General features: G+C 69.9%; 13 protein-coding genes. 8 read left to right on the top strand and 5 right to left on the bottom strand.

Features of this window, described 5'->3' with window-relative positions; all coding sequences use genetic code 11:
- Nucleotides 1-89: 89 nt before the first annotated feature.
- Nucleotides 90-1,751 carry a serine/threonine protein kinase gene (locus ABNF93_RS10930; protein WP_349327823.1) on the bottom strand — a complete coding sequence of 554 codons (1,662 nt, stop codon included), beginning with the start codon at nucleotides 1,749-1,751 and terminating at the stop codon, nucleotides 90-92.
- Between the two features lie 97 nt (nucleotides 1,752-1,848).
- Nucleotides 1,849-3,774 carry a serine/threonine protein kinase gene (locus ABNF93_RS10925; protein ID WP_349327822.1) on the bottom strand — a complete coding sequence of 642 codons (1,926 nt, stop codon included), beginning with the start codon at nucleotides 3,772-3,774 and terminating at the stop codon, nucleotides 1,849-1,851.
- A gap of 212 nt (nucleotides 3,775-3,986) precedes the next feature.
- Here ABNF93_RS10925 and lipB point away from each other — a divergent pair, with 212 nt between their 5' ends.
- Nucleotides 3,987-4,676: a lipoyl(octanoyl) transferase LipB gene (gene lipB / locus ABNF93_RS10920; RefSeq protein WP_349327821.1), complete on the top strand. Its 690-nt coding sequence runs from the start codon at nucleotides 3,987-3,989 to the stop codon at nucleotides 4,674-4,676.
- Here the strand turns inward: lipB and ABNF93_RS10915 are convergent.
- On the bottom strand, nucleotides 4,639-5,070 hold the full coding sequence (locus ABNF93_RS10915; RefSeq protein WP_349327820.1) for a nitroreductase family deazaflavin-dependent oxidoreductase: 432 nt from the start codon (nucleotides 5,068-5,070) through the stop codon (nucleotides 4,639-4,641). The genes lipB and ABNF93_RS10915 overlap by 38 nt on opposite strands.
- A 47-nt stretch (nucleotides 5,071-5,117) precedes the next feature.
- Nucleotides 5,118-5,708, bottom strand: a complete 591-nt coding sequence (locus ABNF93_RS10910) for a DUF84 family protein (protein WP_502877575.1) — start codon at nucleotides 5,706-5,708, stop codon at nucleotides 5,118-5,120.
- A gap of 103 nt (nucleotides 5,709-5,811) precedes the next feature.
- Here ABNF93_RS10910 and lipA point away from each other — a divergent pair, with 103 nt between their 5' ends.
- Together lipA and ABNF93_RS10900 are read left to right on the top strand one after the other, a co-directional pair.
- Nucleotides 5,812-6,780 (top strand): lipoyl synthase, encoded by a 969-nt coding sequence (lipA, locus tag ABNF93_RS10905; RefSeq protein WP_349327818.1) that lies wholly within the window; start codon nucleotides 5,812-5,814, stop codon nucleotides 6,778-6,780.
- Between the two features lie 27 nt (nucleotides 6,781-6,807).
- Nucleotides 6,808-7,506: a DUF4191 domain-containing protein gene (locus ABNF93_RS10900; protein ID WP_349327817.1), complete on the top strand. Its 699-nt coding sequence runs from the start codon at nucleotides 6,808-6,810 to the stop codon at nucleotides 7,504-7,506.
- A gap of 64 nt (nucleotides 7,507-7,570) precedes the next feature.
- On the opposite strand, the gene ABNF93_RS10895 is transcribed toward ABNF93_RS10900, so the two are convergent.
- On the bottom strand, nucleotides 7,571-8,005 hold the full coding sequence (locus tag ABNF93_RS10895) for an RDD family protein (RefSeq protein ID WP_349327816.1): 435 nt from the start codon (nucleotides 8,003-8,005) through the stop codon (nucleotides 7,571-7,573).
- A gap of 156 nt (nucleotides 8,006-8,161) precedes the next feature.
- Between ABNF93_RS10895 and glnA the strand changes: the two genes are divergently transcribed.
- From glnA to ABNF93_RS10870, 5 genes are all read left to right on the top strand, one after another.
- Nucleotides 8,162-9,586 (top strand): type I glutamate--ammonia ligase, encoded by a 1,425-nt coding sequence (gene glnA, locus ABNF93_RS10890; RefSeq protein WP_349327815.1) that lies wholly within the window; start codon nucleotides 8,162-8,164, stop codon nucleotides 9,584-9,586.
- Nucleotides 9,587-9,877: 291 nt separating this feature from the next.
- Entirely contained in the window at nucleotides 9,878-11,068 is a 1,191-nt protein-coding gene (locus ABNF93_RS10885) for a sensor histidine kinase (protein WP_349327814.1), read from the top strand.
- Entirely contained in the window at nucleotides 11,065-11,718 is a 654-nt protein-coding gene (locus ABNF93_RS10880; RefSeq protein WP_349327813.1) for a response regulator, read from the top strand. Before ABNF93_RS10885 ends, ABNF93_RS10880 begins: the two co-directional genes overlap by 4 nt.
- A 110-nt stretch (nucleotides 11,719-11,828) precedes the next feature.
- Nucleotides 11,829-12,641, top strand: a complete 813-nt coding sequence (locus ABNF93_RS10875) for an ABC transporter ATP-binding protein (RefSeq protein WP_349327812.1) — start codon at nucleotides 11,829-11,831, stop codon at nucleotides 12,639-12,641.
- Nucleotides 12,638-14,104, top strand: coding sequence for an ABC transporter permease (locus tag ABNF93_RS10870; RefSeq protein WP_349327811.1), 1,467 nt, complete (start codon nucleotides 12,638-12,640; stop codon nucleotides 14,102-14,104). Before ABNF93_RS10875 ends, ABNF93_RS10870 begins: the two co-directional genes overlap by 4 nt.
- Nucleotides 14,105-14,147 lie beyond the last annotated feature (43 nt).

Here is a 14,147-nt window from a genome sequence, read left to right as displayed (position 1 = left end):
GCCAAGCCTGGCAGAACCGGCGGCCGGCGTGACGAACGTTGTCCACAAGTCGGCCGCGTGCCTGTCTCGGCGAGAACCTGTCCGAGCCGCTATGCGGGACCGATCTCCTTGCTCCCCGCGATGAGCCAGCCGCCCGAGCCGTCGGGCTCGAGAGTCATCCGGAACCGCCTGGGTTCGCCGCCATCGTGGGGATAGAGCTGACCGTCGACCTCCAGGCTGTACGGCTGGAGCTGGCTCACCGCATCGACGACCACCCGGTCGGGACTCTCGGAGACGACCTCGAGTGACTGGATCGGCGTACTCAGGCCCTCCACACTTGTGACGCCCTTGCTGGCGTGCACGCGCATGGTGTCCAACTCCTCCTGCAGCGCCCTGGAGCCGGGTTTGTAGACCTGGGAAAGCCCGTCCTGGTCCAACTTTCGCCACGCCTCCGCTCGGCGCTCGTCGAGCGCGGTGAGGACCTGCGTCCAGCGCGCCTCAGCTTCCGTACGCGGCGAACTCGACGGCGCCGCCGACCCCGTGGACGGCGATGACGAGGCCGTGGGTGGAGTCTCGGTGGGAGATGGCTTTGGCCCGGCGAGTGCCTGCCAGCCGAGAACGCCGAGGGCGGCGACACCCGCCAGCGCGACGGGTACGCCGACGAGTGCGGCGATCAGCACGCCTCGCCCCTTCCGGAAACGTCCGTCGTCCTCGTCCTCCGCGTCGCCAACGACCGCGTCCCTGGGAGCAGACGGGGCCAGGCCGGCGAACGCGTCCGGCTGATCCGACGCGACCGGTCCGGGCCCGGGAGCAGCGCCCCGCAGCGGATCCCCCACCGCCGATCCGCCCGGCTCGGCGTCCGAGGCCTGGGTACCGCTCATCCCCCGCCACGGGTCGGCCGAACGACCGCTCCCCCGAAGATCGCCAGTACCCGACGTCGGCCCGAACGATGCCGGGCTCGGCTCCTCGAAGGAGGGTGCCCCCGAGGACGAGGCAAGACCATCCGGGAACCGCACCGGAACGGCGGGGCAGGCGCTGGCGAGCTGCGCCCCGAACTGTGCGGCGTTCGGGCGTTGGTCGGGCTGGCCCGCGAGGCCGGCCTCCACGACGTGGGCGAGGGCGGGTGGGACCCCGGGCGCCACCTGGTGCAGTGGACGCCGGCCCTGCCCCGGTTCGGGTGGCGTACCGGCGAGTGCGGTGTAGCAGACCGCGGCCAACCCGTAGATGTCGGCAGCCGGTACGGGCTCGGCGCCAGGGCGCTGGCCAGGGTCGGCGTACCCGAGGGTGCCCAGCTCCGCGCCCCCCTCGACCAGGCCGAGAAGGCCTGCATCGGCCAGCAGTGGCCGCGCATCAGCGGAGAAAAGTACGTTCTCGGGGGTGACGTCGGTGTGGACCAGCCCGCGCTCGTGCAGCGCCGTCAGCGCCCCCGCGATCGCGGTCGCCATCGTGACCACTTCGCCCGGGTCGAGGGTCGTCCGGGCGAGCAGAAGCTGGCCGAGACTCCCACCCTCGGCGTAGTCGCAGACAAAGACGAGCGCGTCGCCGACCGGCAACATCTCGCTGATCCGCAGCACGTGCGGGTGCGCTACGGAGTCGAGCACCGACACGATCCGCCGCGCCTCGTCGTGGGCGGCGCTGTTGCGTGGATGCACGCGTTTGAGAGCAACCTGGGAGCCTGCGGCAACGTCCCGAGCGAGCCATACCTCACCAGCGGGGCCCGCGCCCAGCAGGCCCTCGATGTCGTACCCATCGACCCGGAAGTCGCCCTGCATCCACCCAAGCCTTCCCACCGACGCGCCGTCGGATGTCTGAAAGCTGCACAGTAGCGAGTGGTACGCAGGCCGCCGGCCGCACCCCGCGGCCCCCTGGTCACCCGGCGGGCTTGCTCCCGTCGCAGATCTCCAGGTCCGGAGTATCGGGTCCGCCGACCTGCCACTCGCGGCTGATCCGCCAGGCGGTGCTGCCCTGGAGCGGAACGATCTCGATCCGCACCTTCTTCAGCGGGCCGGCGGGGCACTTGTGCCGCTGACCGTTGTTCATGACGACGGTGTAGGCCTGCTGCATGCGTACGACCTCGAAGACGATGGCACGCGGCTGGCGGGACTCCGTGGTGAGGGTGATCATCGATCGATTGAGGTCCAGAACCTTCGCGGCGTCGTTCTGGGCCAGTTCGGCCATGAGCTTGCGATTCTCCTTGTACGCCTGCGAGTCCGGTGCGTACAGCTGGTTCAGCAGCTCCGGATCGCGGTTGGCGTAGGCGTTGGCACGCCGATCGTCGAAGAGTTCGAAGTTCTTGAACCACTGGAGGGAGAACGGATCCGTCGGCGGTGTCGGTGTGGGTGTCGGCTTCGGCTTCGGTTTCGCCGTGCTGGTCTGCTCGGCGATCGGCGTCGTGTCCGTCGACATCCGCCACAGGACGACCGTGGTGATGACTCCGATGACGGCGATCAGGACGGCGCCGATCACGACAAGCTGCCGCGTGTGGGAAGACTCCTGGTCAGGACCGTCGTCGTCGGCGCCGTCCCGAACGCGCGGCGCCGGCGGCCGCACCTGCGCCGCCGGTCCTCCTGTGCCGTGCTGAGCACTGAACGGCGGCTGGCCGCTGAAGTGCTGCTGCTGTCCGGAATACTGCTGCTGCCCGCTCGACGGCGGCTGGCCGGTGAACGGGAGCTGACCACTGAACGGCTGCTGACCGGCGAACGGGGGCTGACCGGCGAACGGGGGCTGCTGTCCCGTCGTGGATCGTGGCGCCTCGGGCGGCCTCTCCCCCGCCGACTTCGGCGGTGGCGCGAAAGGCGGCGTCGCGCGGTCGGTTCGGTGCCCCTGCTCGGTTGGCACCGCCGGAGGCGGGGACCCGCCGGCGCGGGTGGTCGGTCCGGTCGCCGGGCGGTAGCCGCCGGAGGACTCGAACGACGCCAGCGTCTGCGTGGGCGCGTCGACCGGGCCGGCATCGGCCGGCGGCCCTTCGAAGTCGGGCGTGGGAAGGCCGAAGTCCGGCGCCGCGGACTCGGCACGCGACATGGAGTCCGGCAGCCGGACCGGCGCGCGCCGGGCGGCAGCGTCCAGGAGCGCGCCGAACTGACCCATGTGCGGCCGCATGTCCCACGCCGGCTGCAGACCGGCCTGGATCGCGTGCGCGATACCCGGCGGGACGCCCGGGGCGACCTGGTGCACGGGACGCTGCGGCTCGCCGGGGCGCGGCACCAGGCCGGTCAGGGCGGCGTAGCAGATCGCGGCCAGGCTGTAGACGTCACCGGCGGGTGTGGGGTCGGCATCCTCGGGTTCGGCCGGGTCGGCGTAGGGCCGTGCCAGCTCGTCGACCGGCTGCGCGGCGATCCGCCCGAACCCGATGTCGGTGACCAGTGGCGTGCCGTCTGTCGTGAAGAGGATGTCCTCCGGCCGCAGGTCACCGTGGACCAGGCCACGCTCATGCGCGGCCGTGAGGGCGCTGGAAACGGTTGCCGCCATGGTGACGAGCTCGCCCGGATCAAGAGTGCCGCGCACGAGCAGCAGTTGTTCGAGACTGCCGCCCTCGATGTGGTCGAGGACGAAGACGAGTTCGTCGTCGAACGGCAGCAGCTCGCGGATCCGGCGTACGCGTGGATGGTTGAGGGCGTTCAGTCTCTCGACCAGGCGGCGGGCATGGTCGAGCGCGTCAGCGTCACGGGGCTGGACCCGATGCAGCGCGACCTCTGCCCCTGAGGCGCTTTCGCGGGCGAGCCAGGTCTCGCCGGTGGGTCCGGCACCCAGCAAACCCTCGATCTCGTACCCATCCACATCGAAGTGGCTCCGCACGGTTTCCAAGCCTTCCAGACCTACGATCGACGGTACGGCTGACTGCGGGCGTCACTTCTCATGGTCGCCCATCCCACACGGCGACAGCAACGAATGGATCATGCTAGCGATGCCCCGACAGCGGCCCTTTGGGCCTCCCCAGACTGTGCGACCCCACACCACGGCGCGGCCCCCGCGGTGCCCTGTCGCCGCACACTCTAGGGTGTGAGGATATGGCCTCACCTCGGTTCATCCGGGCCGGGTTCGGCGCGGATGCCGTCGACTACGCGGCCGGGTGGTCCCGGCAGCGCGAGCTTCATGCCGAACGCGTCGCCGACCAGATCCCGGACTCGGTACTCCTGCTCGAACACCAGCCCGTCTATACCGCGGGAAAACGTACCGACCCCACCGAACGGCCAGTCGACGGCACCCCCGTCATCGACGTCGACCGGGGCGGCAAGATCACCTGGCACGGGCCGGGGCAGTTGGTCGGCTATCCGATCGTCAAGTTGCCCGAGCCGATCGACGTCGTGGCGTTCGTACGCCGGCTGGAAGACGTCCTCATCGAGGTGTGTGCCGGCGCCGGACTCGCCACCGCACGGATCGATGGCCGCAGCGGGGTGTGGGTGCCGGCCGATGGTCGTGGCCCCGACCGCAAGGTCGCGGCGATCGGACTCCGGGTCGCCCAGGGCGTGACGATGCACGGGTTCGCCCTCAACTGCGACTGTGACCTCGGCGCCTTCGGGCGGATCGTGCCGTGCGGTCTCCCCGACGCGGGCGTGACCTCGCTCTCAGCCGAACTCGGCCGCCTGGTCAGCGTCGACGACATCCTCGAACCCACCGAGCAGGCCCTCGCGGCGATGCTCGAGGCATCGAGGGACCCGGTCACGACTCCCGTCGGTACAACGCGACAACCGGGATGACCCGCGACGTCTTCTCCTGGTACTCACCGAAGACCGGAGCCACCTTCACCTGCCGGGCGTAGAGCTCGTCGTGTTCCTCACCCTGGATGTCAACGGCGGTCGCGGCGTAGGTCTCGGTGCCGAACTCGACGGTGACCTCCGGGTTGGCCAGCACGTTGTGGTACCAGGCGGGGTGGCGAGTGCCTCCCGCGTTGGAGCCGAAGACCAGCAGCCGGTCACCGTCCCGCAACGCGGCGAGCGGTGACGTACGCCGCCGGCCGGACTTCGCACCCGTGGTGGTCAACAACAGCAGCGTCGACCCGGCGAAGTAGCCGCCGACCTTGCCGTCGTTCGCCCTGAACTCCTCGATGACCTGCCGGTTCCAGTCGTCGATGCTCTGTTCCGGTTCAGACATTGCCGGCATCCCCTCCCACGCTGATGTCAGGTCGGGCGGCCTGCTGGCTACCCCACGGACTCCAACGTCGGCTGGTGGCCGGGATATGCCGGGAAGCTCAAGCCGGCATTGCGGAACGGGACAAGGGCCAGCACGGTCGCGTGGGCGTAGTAGGCCACTCGGTCGATCACCCCGCCGGTCAGCGGGCCGACCGTGCCGGTGCTCTTCTTGGTGTCCGTCCCGCCGAACACCTCGTCGGTGGCGGCACCGAGCTCCACGCCCGCGCGGACCAGGCTGGCGATCTCCGTGGGCAGGACGAACGTGGCCGTCCGGCTCTCGCCCCTGATCGGCTCGCCGGTCGGCCCGGTGCCGAGCACGACGACCCACGCCAGGCACTCGAGCGTGCCGTCCCGCTCGATGACACCACCCTCGAGCCCGACGCACAGGTCCGCCTCGGGCGCGATCAGCCGGGCCGCCTCGGCACGGTTGCGGGCGCCGGCAAGGGTCTGCTCGTCACCGACCGGCTGGGCGGGTACGCCGGAGTCCACCTCGACGGCCTGGCACTGCACGTCGTCGATGCCCAGGGCGACACGTACGGCTTCGAGCGTTGCGCGCCGTTTGACCGGGTTCATCGAGGCAATGGCAATTCGTAAGGACACAGCCGACAACCTAACCCGGCGGCCCTGACGGGGCCCAACCCGGCGCCTCCTCCGGCGGACCGGGCGCTGCCCGACCCCGCCGCGGCGCCGTAGGCTGTGAGCCGTGACTGCCGTGGTTCCGGAAGGACGCAAGCTGCTGCGCCTCGAGGTGCGCAACAGCCAGACGCCGATCGAAAAGAAGCCGTCGTGGATCAAGACCCGGGCCAAGATGGGTCCGGAGTACACCCAGATGCGGGCGCTGGTCCAGCGCGAGGGGCTCCACACCGTCTGCCAGGAGGCGGGCTGTCCCAACATCTTCGAGTGTTGGGAGGACCGCGAGGCGACGTTCCTCATCGGCGGCGACCAGTGCACCCGGCGGTGTGACTTCTGCCAGATCGACACCGGCAAGCCGGTCGCTCTCGACCGCGACGAGCCGCGGCGGGTCGCCGAGAGCGTCCAGACGATGGGACTGCGCTACGCCACGGTCACCGGCGTCTGCCGTGACGATCTCGACGACGAAGGCGTGTGGATCTACGCCGAGACCGTACGCCAGATCCACGCCATGAACCCCGGCTGCGGCGTCGAGCTGCTCGCGCCCGACTTCTCCGGACGCCCGGATCTGCTGGCACAGGTGTTCGAGTCCGCGCCCGAGGTGTTCGCCCACAACATCGAGACCGTGCCACGGATCTTCCGCAGCATCCGGCCGGGCTTCCGCTACTCCCGGTCCCTCGACGTGTTGCGCCAGGCCCGCGCGTACGGCCTGGTCACGAAGTCCAACCTCATCCTGGGTATGGGTGAGGAACGTGCCGAGATCAGCGGCGCGATGCGTGACCTGCTCGAGGCAGGGTGCGAGCTGTTGACGATCACGCAGTACCTCCGTCCATCCGTACGCCACCACCCGGTGGAGCGCTGGGTGCGCCCGGAGGAGTTCGTCGAGCTGCGCGACGAGGCGCTCGCGATGGGCTTCGTGGGCGTGATGTCCGGGCCGCTCGTCCGGTCGTCGTACCGTGCCGGCCGCCTCTACCGCCAGGCGCTCGAGTCGCGCGAGGAACCCGCCGCGACACCCCTGAGCCAGTCCACCACCACTGCATGACCCGAGGAAGGAACACAGGCGCCACCCATGGCAAAGCGTGAGGTCACCGACGACAGCAAGCCAGGCCGGATCGCCCAGGTCCGTGCCGCCTACCGCATCACCAAGGAGGCGCAACCTCGGATCGGGCTGCTGCTCGCGGGGATCTTCCTCGGAGTGGTCGCCGTCTTCGGCGGGCTCGGATTCCTTCTCGGCAACCCGATCCTGTGGGGGCTCACCGGTCTCCCGTTCGGCTTCCTCGTCACGATGATCATCTTCGGCCGCCGCGTGGAGAAGGCCGCGTACTCCCGGCTGGAGGGCCAGCTCGGCGCCGGCGCCAACGCCCTGTCGACGTTGCGCAAGGGCTGGACCGTCGACCCGGCCGTGGCCGTCACCCGCAACCAGGACGTCGTGCACCGCGTCGTCGGTCGACCCGGGATCGTGCTGGTCGGCGAGGGCGCTCACAACCGGGTGGGCAACCTGCTCGCGAACGAGAAGCGCAAGCACGCCCGGGTGGCGCCCGACACGCCGATCTACGACGTCGTGGTCGGCGACGGCAAGGACCAGGTGCCGCTCCGCCGGCTCTCCAAGCACGTCATGAAGCTGCCCCGGAACCTCCGTCCGGCGGAGGTCACCGAGTTGCTTCACCGGCTCAAGGCGTTGTCGGCCAACCGGCAGCAGCTGCCCATCCCCAAGGGGCCGCTGCCGAAGAACGTCAAGCTCCCACCAGGCGCGCCCCGCCCTCGCTGACCCGCGGCATCAGGTCGTACGAAGCCCGGGCGAATCGCTCGCGGCGCGGCTGCGGCGAGATCGTTCAGCGGGCCCGGACCAGCGCCGTGCCGGCCAGCCGGTCGTGTAGGCCCCGGCCGTCACGGTCGACGATCAGTGGCGGCAGGACGAGCAGGATCAACGCCGTACGCACGAACGCCCGCACCACCCCGACAGGTGCACCGTCCAGCCGGACGACGACCAGGTGACGGAGCCGCTGACCGACGCTGGCCCCGACAAATGCCGTCATCAGCCAGACCTCCAGGGCAAACACGGCGAGCGGCACCAAATCCCGCCCGGTGGCGGGCGCCTGCCAGATCCCGGCGTCGCGTACGAGCGCGAAGGCGGCCAGATTCGCCAGGAACCAGTCGAGGATCAGTGCGGTGATCCGGGTACCCCAGCCGGCGAGCGAACCGCGGCCATTCTCGGGAAGGCCCAGTCGTTGACCTGCGTAGCCGCGCCCGGTTGACTGCTCAGCCATCCGTGAAGATTATCCGGCGGGCGTGGCCTCGCAGGCTGCCCTCGCGGTGACCCTGCGGGTGGGCCACACTGGTCCCGTAACACAGGCGCAACATAGGCGTCATGGCGGAGAAACGGCTGACTTCTACCGTCCGTGGCAAGACTTCGAGGAGGGTGGATGTTCCAAAACGCCGACGACCTGCTGGCCTTCGTCCGTGATCAGGGCGTGGAGTTCATCGACGTACGGTTCTGTGACCTACCGGGCATCATGCAGCACTTCAACGTGCCTGCGTCGTCGTTCGACGCGGACGCGTTCGCGGAGGGGCTGATGTTCGACGGATCGTCGATCCGAGGCTTCCAGGCGATCCACGAGTCCGACATGAAGCTGATCCCGGACCCGGCGACGGCGTTCGTCGATCCGTTCCGGGACCGCAAGACGCTGGCGTTGAACTTCTCGATCGTCGATCCGTTCACCAGCGAGGCCTACAGCCGGGACCCGCGCAACGTCGCGGGCAAGGCGGAGGCCTACCTCAAGAGCAGCAACCTCGCCGACACGGCGTACTTCGGGCCGGAGGCCGAGTTCTACGTCTTCGATGACGTCCGCTTCGAGACGAAGCAGAACGCCGGCTACTACTTCATCAACTCGATCGAGGGCGCCTGGAACACCGGCGCCGAGCAGGATGGCGGCAACAAGGGGTACAAGCCGCGCTACAAGGGCGGTTACTTCCCGGTCTCTCCCAACGACCACTTCGCCGACCTGCGCGACAAGATGGTCGCCCAACTTCTCGAGTCGGGTATCCAGGTCGAGCGCGCCCACCACGAGGTCGGCACGGCGGGCCAGGCGGAGATCAACTACAAGTTCGACTCCCTGCTCCACGCGGCCGACTCCCTGATGCTGTTCAAGTACATCATCAAGAACGTCGCGTGGAAGGCCGGCCACACGGCCACCTTCATGCCGAAGCCGCTCTTCGGTGACAACGGTTCGGGCATGCACTGCCACCAGAGCCTGTGGAAGGACGGCCAGCCGCTCTTCTACGACGAGCTGGGCTACGGCGGCCTGTCCGACACGGGCCGGTGGTACATCGGTGGCCTGCTCAAGCACGCGCCGAGCCTGCTCGCGTTCACCAACCCGACGGTCAACTCCTACCACCGCCTGGTCCCGGGCTTCGAGGCGCCGGTCAACCTGGTCTACAGCCAGCGCAACCGGTCGGCCGCGGTGCGGATCCCGGTGACGGGTACGAGCCCCAAGGCGAAGCGGATCGAGTTCCGGGTGCCAGACCCGTCGTGCAACCCGTACCTCGCGTTCGCGGCGATGGTGATGGCAGGTGTCGACGGCATCCGCAACAAGGTCGAGCCGCCCGAGCCGATCGACAAGGACCTCTACGAGCTGCCGCCGGACGAGCACGCGCAGGTCCAGCAGGTGCCCGGCTCGCTCCCGGAGGTGCTCGATGCCCTCGAGGCCGACCACGAGTACCTGCTCGAGGGTGGAGTCTTCACACCCGACCTGATCGAGACCTGGGTCGACTGGAAGCGCTCCAACGAGATCGACCCCGTGCGCCTGCGTCCCCACCCGCACGAGTTCGAGCTCTACTTCGACATTTAGCAACACCGCAGGTCAGCGGGCTTAACCGGCCATCTGGGCCGTCTCGGGGCCGTCGTCGGTGCTTCCGCCTTGCCGGAAAGCGTCGTCGACGGCCCTTCGCGTACGTGCCTGACTACGTGGCATCCGATGTATGTAGGTCCGCAGCATGCACCCGGGATCGGCGTGGCCGAGGTACTCGGCGAGTGCCTTGATGCGCTCCCCTGCATCGAGCAGGACCGAGGCGTAGAGGTTGAGTTCGCGTACATCGCGGGACGGATGCTTCGGCCTCCGTCGTCACGTAGCGTGAGGTGTGTGCTCCGCCGGTTGAAGACGTACCAGCTCGGCGTGGACCTCGTTGTCGCGGCGCTGTTCGCAGTGGTCGTCGCGTGGCCTGAGCTTGTGGTGGGGCGCACTGTGTCGTACAACGGGGTCGGCACAGCCATGGTCGTCGTGCTCATGGCCGCCGCGGTCGCGCTTCGTCGCCTTTCGCCGGGGATCGCGCTCGCGGTCGCGTGGGCCGGGGCGATCGTGCAGATGGGCTTCGGCCGGCCGCCGAGCCCCACCGACGTCGCGATCTTCGCCGTCCTCTACACGACTGCCGCCTACGGGTCCAGGGTCGTGTTCTGGCTCGGCTTCGCCTCAGCGATCACGGGCGCCGGCGTCATCACGGCGTACTTGTTCGGCGAACCGATCCTCACTGGCGAGCGGCGGTCGATCATCACGACCGCGGTGGCGTCCCTGTTCGCCGCGATGTTCGCACTCCTGCTGGCATGGACGGCCGGGGCGCTGGTGCGCACCGCGCTGCGTGCGCAGGAGAACCGCGTCGCGCAGCTGAGGGCCGAGGCGGAGGCCGTCGCCGAGCAGGAGCGCGTGCGCATCGCGCGCGACATGCACGACGTCGTCGCGCATTCGCTCGCTGTCGTCGTCGCCCAGGCTGATGGGGCGCGGTATGCCGCAGTATCCGACGCCTCGGTGGCGCGCAATGCCCTCGGCACGATCTCGACGACCGCACGCGCGGCGCTTGCCGACGTGCGGCTCCTCCTCACCCAGCTGCGGCACAGCCAGGCCGAGGGGCCGCAACCGACGCTTGCCGACCTCGAGCAGCTGTACGCGCAGCTGCGTGCGGCCGGCGTCGAGCTCCGGCTCGATGTCGACCCCGCGCCGCAGCGCAGACCGCCGGCGTCGATACAGCTCGCGGTGTACCGCATCCTGCAGGAGGCGCTCACCAACGCGCTGCAGCACGGCGGTACAGGACCGGTCGATGTGCGGCTCGCCTGGCACGCCAGTCACGTCGACTTCGAGGTCCACAACGCCCTGCGACCCGGTACGACGGCCACTCAGCCGCAGGAGCTGGAGAACCGCAGCGCCGGTGACCGGACGCGCGGGCACGGCGTCATCGGCATGCGGGAGCGCGCGCAGCTCGTCGGAGGGCGGCTGGACGCCATCACACAGGACGGCGCCTTCGTCGTGCGGGCAACCCTCCCGATCGGAGGCGGGTCGTGAACGCGATCAGCGCGATCAGGGTGGTGCTCGTCGACGATCAGGCGCTGTTCCGCGCCGGCATCCGGATGCTCGTCGACTCGCAGCCCGACCTCGAGGTCGTCGGGGAGGCGTCCCACGGCCGCGAGGCGATCGATGTCGTGCGCGTCGCGAAGCCCGACGTCGTGCTGATGGACATCCGGATGCCTGTGCTCGACGGCGTCGCCGCGACCGCCGAGCTCCTGCGCGAACCCGTTCCGGCCCGCATCGTCATGCTCACGACGTTCGACCTCGACGAGGCCGCGGCTCGCGCGATTCGGCAAGGTGCGAGCGGGTTTCTGCTGAAAGACGCCGACCCCGAATTCCTGCTCGCGGCGATCCGTACGGTGCACGCCGGATCGGCCGTCATCGCGGCATCGGCCACCCGTGAGCTGTTCGCGCACTTCGCGGATGCCGCACCGCGGCCCGTCCCGCGCGAGTACGGGGAGCTCACCAACCGGGAGCGCGAGATCTTCGCGCTCGCCGCCCGCGGCCTGTCCAACGCCGAGATCGCGGCGCGCGAGTTCCTGTCCGAGGCGACCGTCAAGACGCACATCAGCCGCATCCTCACCAAGCTCGGCCTGCGCGACCGCGTGCAGCTCGTCGTCTTCGCGTTCGAGCACGGACTTGCCTAGCCCGGTGGCGCAGAACGCACTCACGTGGCAGGCGAATCATCCTGAGGATGTACGCGAGTACCTCTGCCGGCAGACGCGCCGGGTGCCGGACGGCCCATAGCGTCGAAGGCATGGAACTGACATCGACCGGCTTCGGCCTCGCGTCCCGGGTACGGCATCTCACGAAGATCTACGGCTCCGGCGAGAGCGAGGTGCGCGCGCTCGACGACGTCAGCGTCGGCATCCGCCGCGGCGAGTTCACCGCCGTCATGGGACCGTCCGGATCGGGCAAGTCGACCCTCATGCACGTCATGGCCGGACTGGACGCCCCGACTCGTGGGCGCGCGTGGATCGGCGACACCGAGATCACGGACCTGTCCGATCTCGACCTGACGATCCTGCGTCGTCGCCGGGTCGGGTTCGTCTTCCAGACGTTCAACCTCGTCCCGACGCTCGACGCGCGGGCCAACATCCTGCTGCCGTTCGACCTCGACGGCCGCCGGCCCACGGCGCTCGAGGAAGCGCGCATCGACGGTCTCGTCAAGACTCTCGGCCTGCACGAGCGGCTGCACCATCGTCCGCACGAGCTCTCCGGAGGTCAGCAGCAGCGCGTCGCGATTGCCCGCGCCCTCGCAACGGCACCCGACCTCGTCTTCGCCGACGAGCCGACCGGCAACCTCGACTCGCGCTCGGGCCGCGAGGTGCTCGCGCTGCTGCGGGCCGCGTGCCGCGAGCACGGCCAGTCGATCGCGATGGTGACCCACGACGCGGTGGCCGCCTCGCACGCCGACCGCGTGCTGTTCCTCGGCGACGGCCGCATCGTCGCCGACAAGCCTCGCCAGACCGCCGAGGAGCTTTCGGCGTTCATGCTCGCGACCGAGCTCGGCACGGCCTCCGTCGCCGCGCCCGCTGCCTCCGGCGCGGCCGAGGGGGTGTCGGCATGAGCGCCGCGACGGCAGATGTCCAGAGCCCGCCGCGGCGGCGGGTGACCCCGCCGCTCCCGTGGCTGCGCGAGCGCGGCATGGGCGCGTCGATCCTCGTCGCGGCGATCTCGAGCGCGTTCGGCGTCCTGCTCATCTCGGCGACAGGGTTCATCGCCGCCATGCTGGAGGCGGACCCCTACATCGGCGACAGCGGGACGCTTGCCTTCGTCCTAAGCTTTCTGACGCTGATCCTGCTGGGTGTCGCCGTGTACGTCGCGGCGATCGTGACGGCCAACACGTTCTCGACCATCGTCGCCGGACGCACTCGGCGCATCGCGCTCCTCCGTTTGATCGGGGCGTCGGCGCGGGCGCAGCGCGCGGAGGTCGCGCGCCAGGGTCTCGTCGTCGGAGCGATCGGCGCGTTCGCGGGGCTCGTCGGCGGCACCGCGCTCGCGGCGGCAGGCGTCGCTCTCGGAACCGTGCAGCCGAGACTGGAGGGCGTCCAGTACGCGGTCGTCCAGCCTGCCCTCCTGGTCCCCGCCGCGGTCGTGACCCTCACGACGTGGGCTGCGGCCTGGGCGGGTTCGCGCCGCGTGCTCACGGTCACGCCGCTGGAGGCCCTCGGCGGGTCGGTCGAAAGCTCCCACGGCGATCTCGTACGCCGCAAGGGCCGCAACGCGGCGGCGATCGCGCTGTTCGTGACCGGCGGCGTGCTGCTCGCGGTGGGAATCCTCACCGGACTCTTCACGCCACTGGGCGTCGTGGTGGCATTCTTCGGCGGCATCCTGTCATTCACCGGACTCTCACTCTGCGCGACGCTCGTCATGCCCCCCGTGCTGCGACTCGTCGGCCGCGCGTTCGGCAGATCGGCAACGGCACGCCTGGCCGCCGAAAACGCGCTGCGCTACCCCGAACGGTCGAGCCGCATGGCGATCGGCGTCGTCATGGGCGTCACGCTCGTGACCATGTTCGCTGTCGCGACCGACTCGGCCAAAGGCGTGCTGGCGGCGGCCGCGGGCGGCGAGCTGTCACCCGCGCTCGCGGCGCCGCTCGACACGTTCGCGGCCATCATGATGGCCCTGGTCGCCGTGTCGGCCGTCATCGCCGGCGTCGGACTCGTCAATCTCCTCACCCTCGGCGTCATCCAACGCCGGCGCGAGCTCGGCCTGCTGCGCGCACTCGGCCTCTCGGGCGGCCAGGTACGACGCGTCGTTCTCCTCGAAGCCGCGCACATCACCATCGCCGCGCTCGGCACGGGCCTCCTCCTCGGCATCGCGTACGGATGGGCCGGGGCGCAATCGCTCCTCGGATTCATCCGGGTCGACCCGGACCAGCCGTTCACCAGCAGCCTCGTCGCCCCAGCCCTACCACTCTGGCCGACGGTCACCATCATCGCGGCGACCGCAGTCCTGACCCTCATCGCCGCCGTCGTACCGACCCGAATCGCCACCGGCGTCACACCGGTCCAGGCGCTCGCCGAATAGAACACCAGCACCACGTCATCGGCCACCTCGACATCCCACCTGG

This window comes from Actinopolymorpha sp. B9G3 (genome assembly GCF_040120725.1).
GTDB lineage: Bacteria > Actinomycetota > Actinomycetes > Propionibacteriales > Actinopolymorphaceae > Thermasporomyces.
The sequence above is the reverse complement of the archived record's forward strand: the minus strand, read 5'-3'. Positions and strand labels throughout refer to the sequence as shown.

Excerpts from the sequence above, each read along its gene's own strand:
- ABNF93_RS10930 (WP_349327823.1), bottom strand. The coding sequence starts at position 1,751 with ATGCAGGGCGACTTCCGGGTCGATGGGTACGACATCGAGGGCCTGCTG.
- lipB (WP_349327821.1), top strand. The coding sequence starts at position 3,987 with ATGGCCTCACCTCGGTTCATCCGGGCCGGGTTCGGCGCGGATGCCGTC.
- ABNF93_RS10915 (WP_349327820.1), bottom strand. The coding sequence starts at position 5,070 with ATGTCTGAACCGGAACAGAGCATCGACGACTGGAACCGGCAGGTCATC.
- ABNF93_RS10900 (WP_349327817.1), top strand. The coding sequence starts at position 6,808 with ATGGCAAAGCGTGAGGTCACCGACGACAGCAAGCCAGGCCGGATCGCC.
- ABNF93_RS10895 (WP_349327816.1), bottom strand. The coding sequence starts at position 8,005 with ATGGCTGAGCAGTCAACCGGGCGCGGCTACGCAGGTCAACGACTGGGC.
- glnA (WP_349327815.1), top strand. The coding sequence starts at position 8,162 with ATGTTCCAAAACGCCGACGACCTGCTGGCCTTCGTCCGTGATCAGGGC.
- ABNF93_RS10875 (WP_349327812.1), top strand. The coding sequence starts at position 11,829 with ATGGAACTGACATCGACCGGCTTCGGCCTCGCGTCCCGGGTACGGCAT.
- ABNF93_RS10870 (WP_349327811.1), top strand. The coding sequence starts at position 12,638 with ATGAGCGCCGCGACGGCAGATGTCCAGAGCCCGCCGCGGCGGCGGGTG.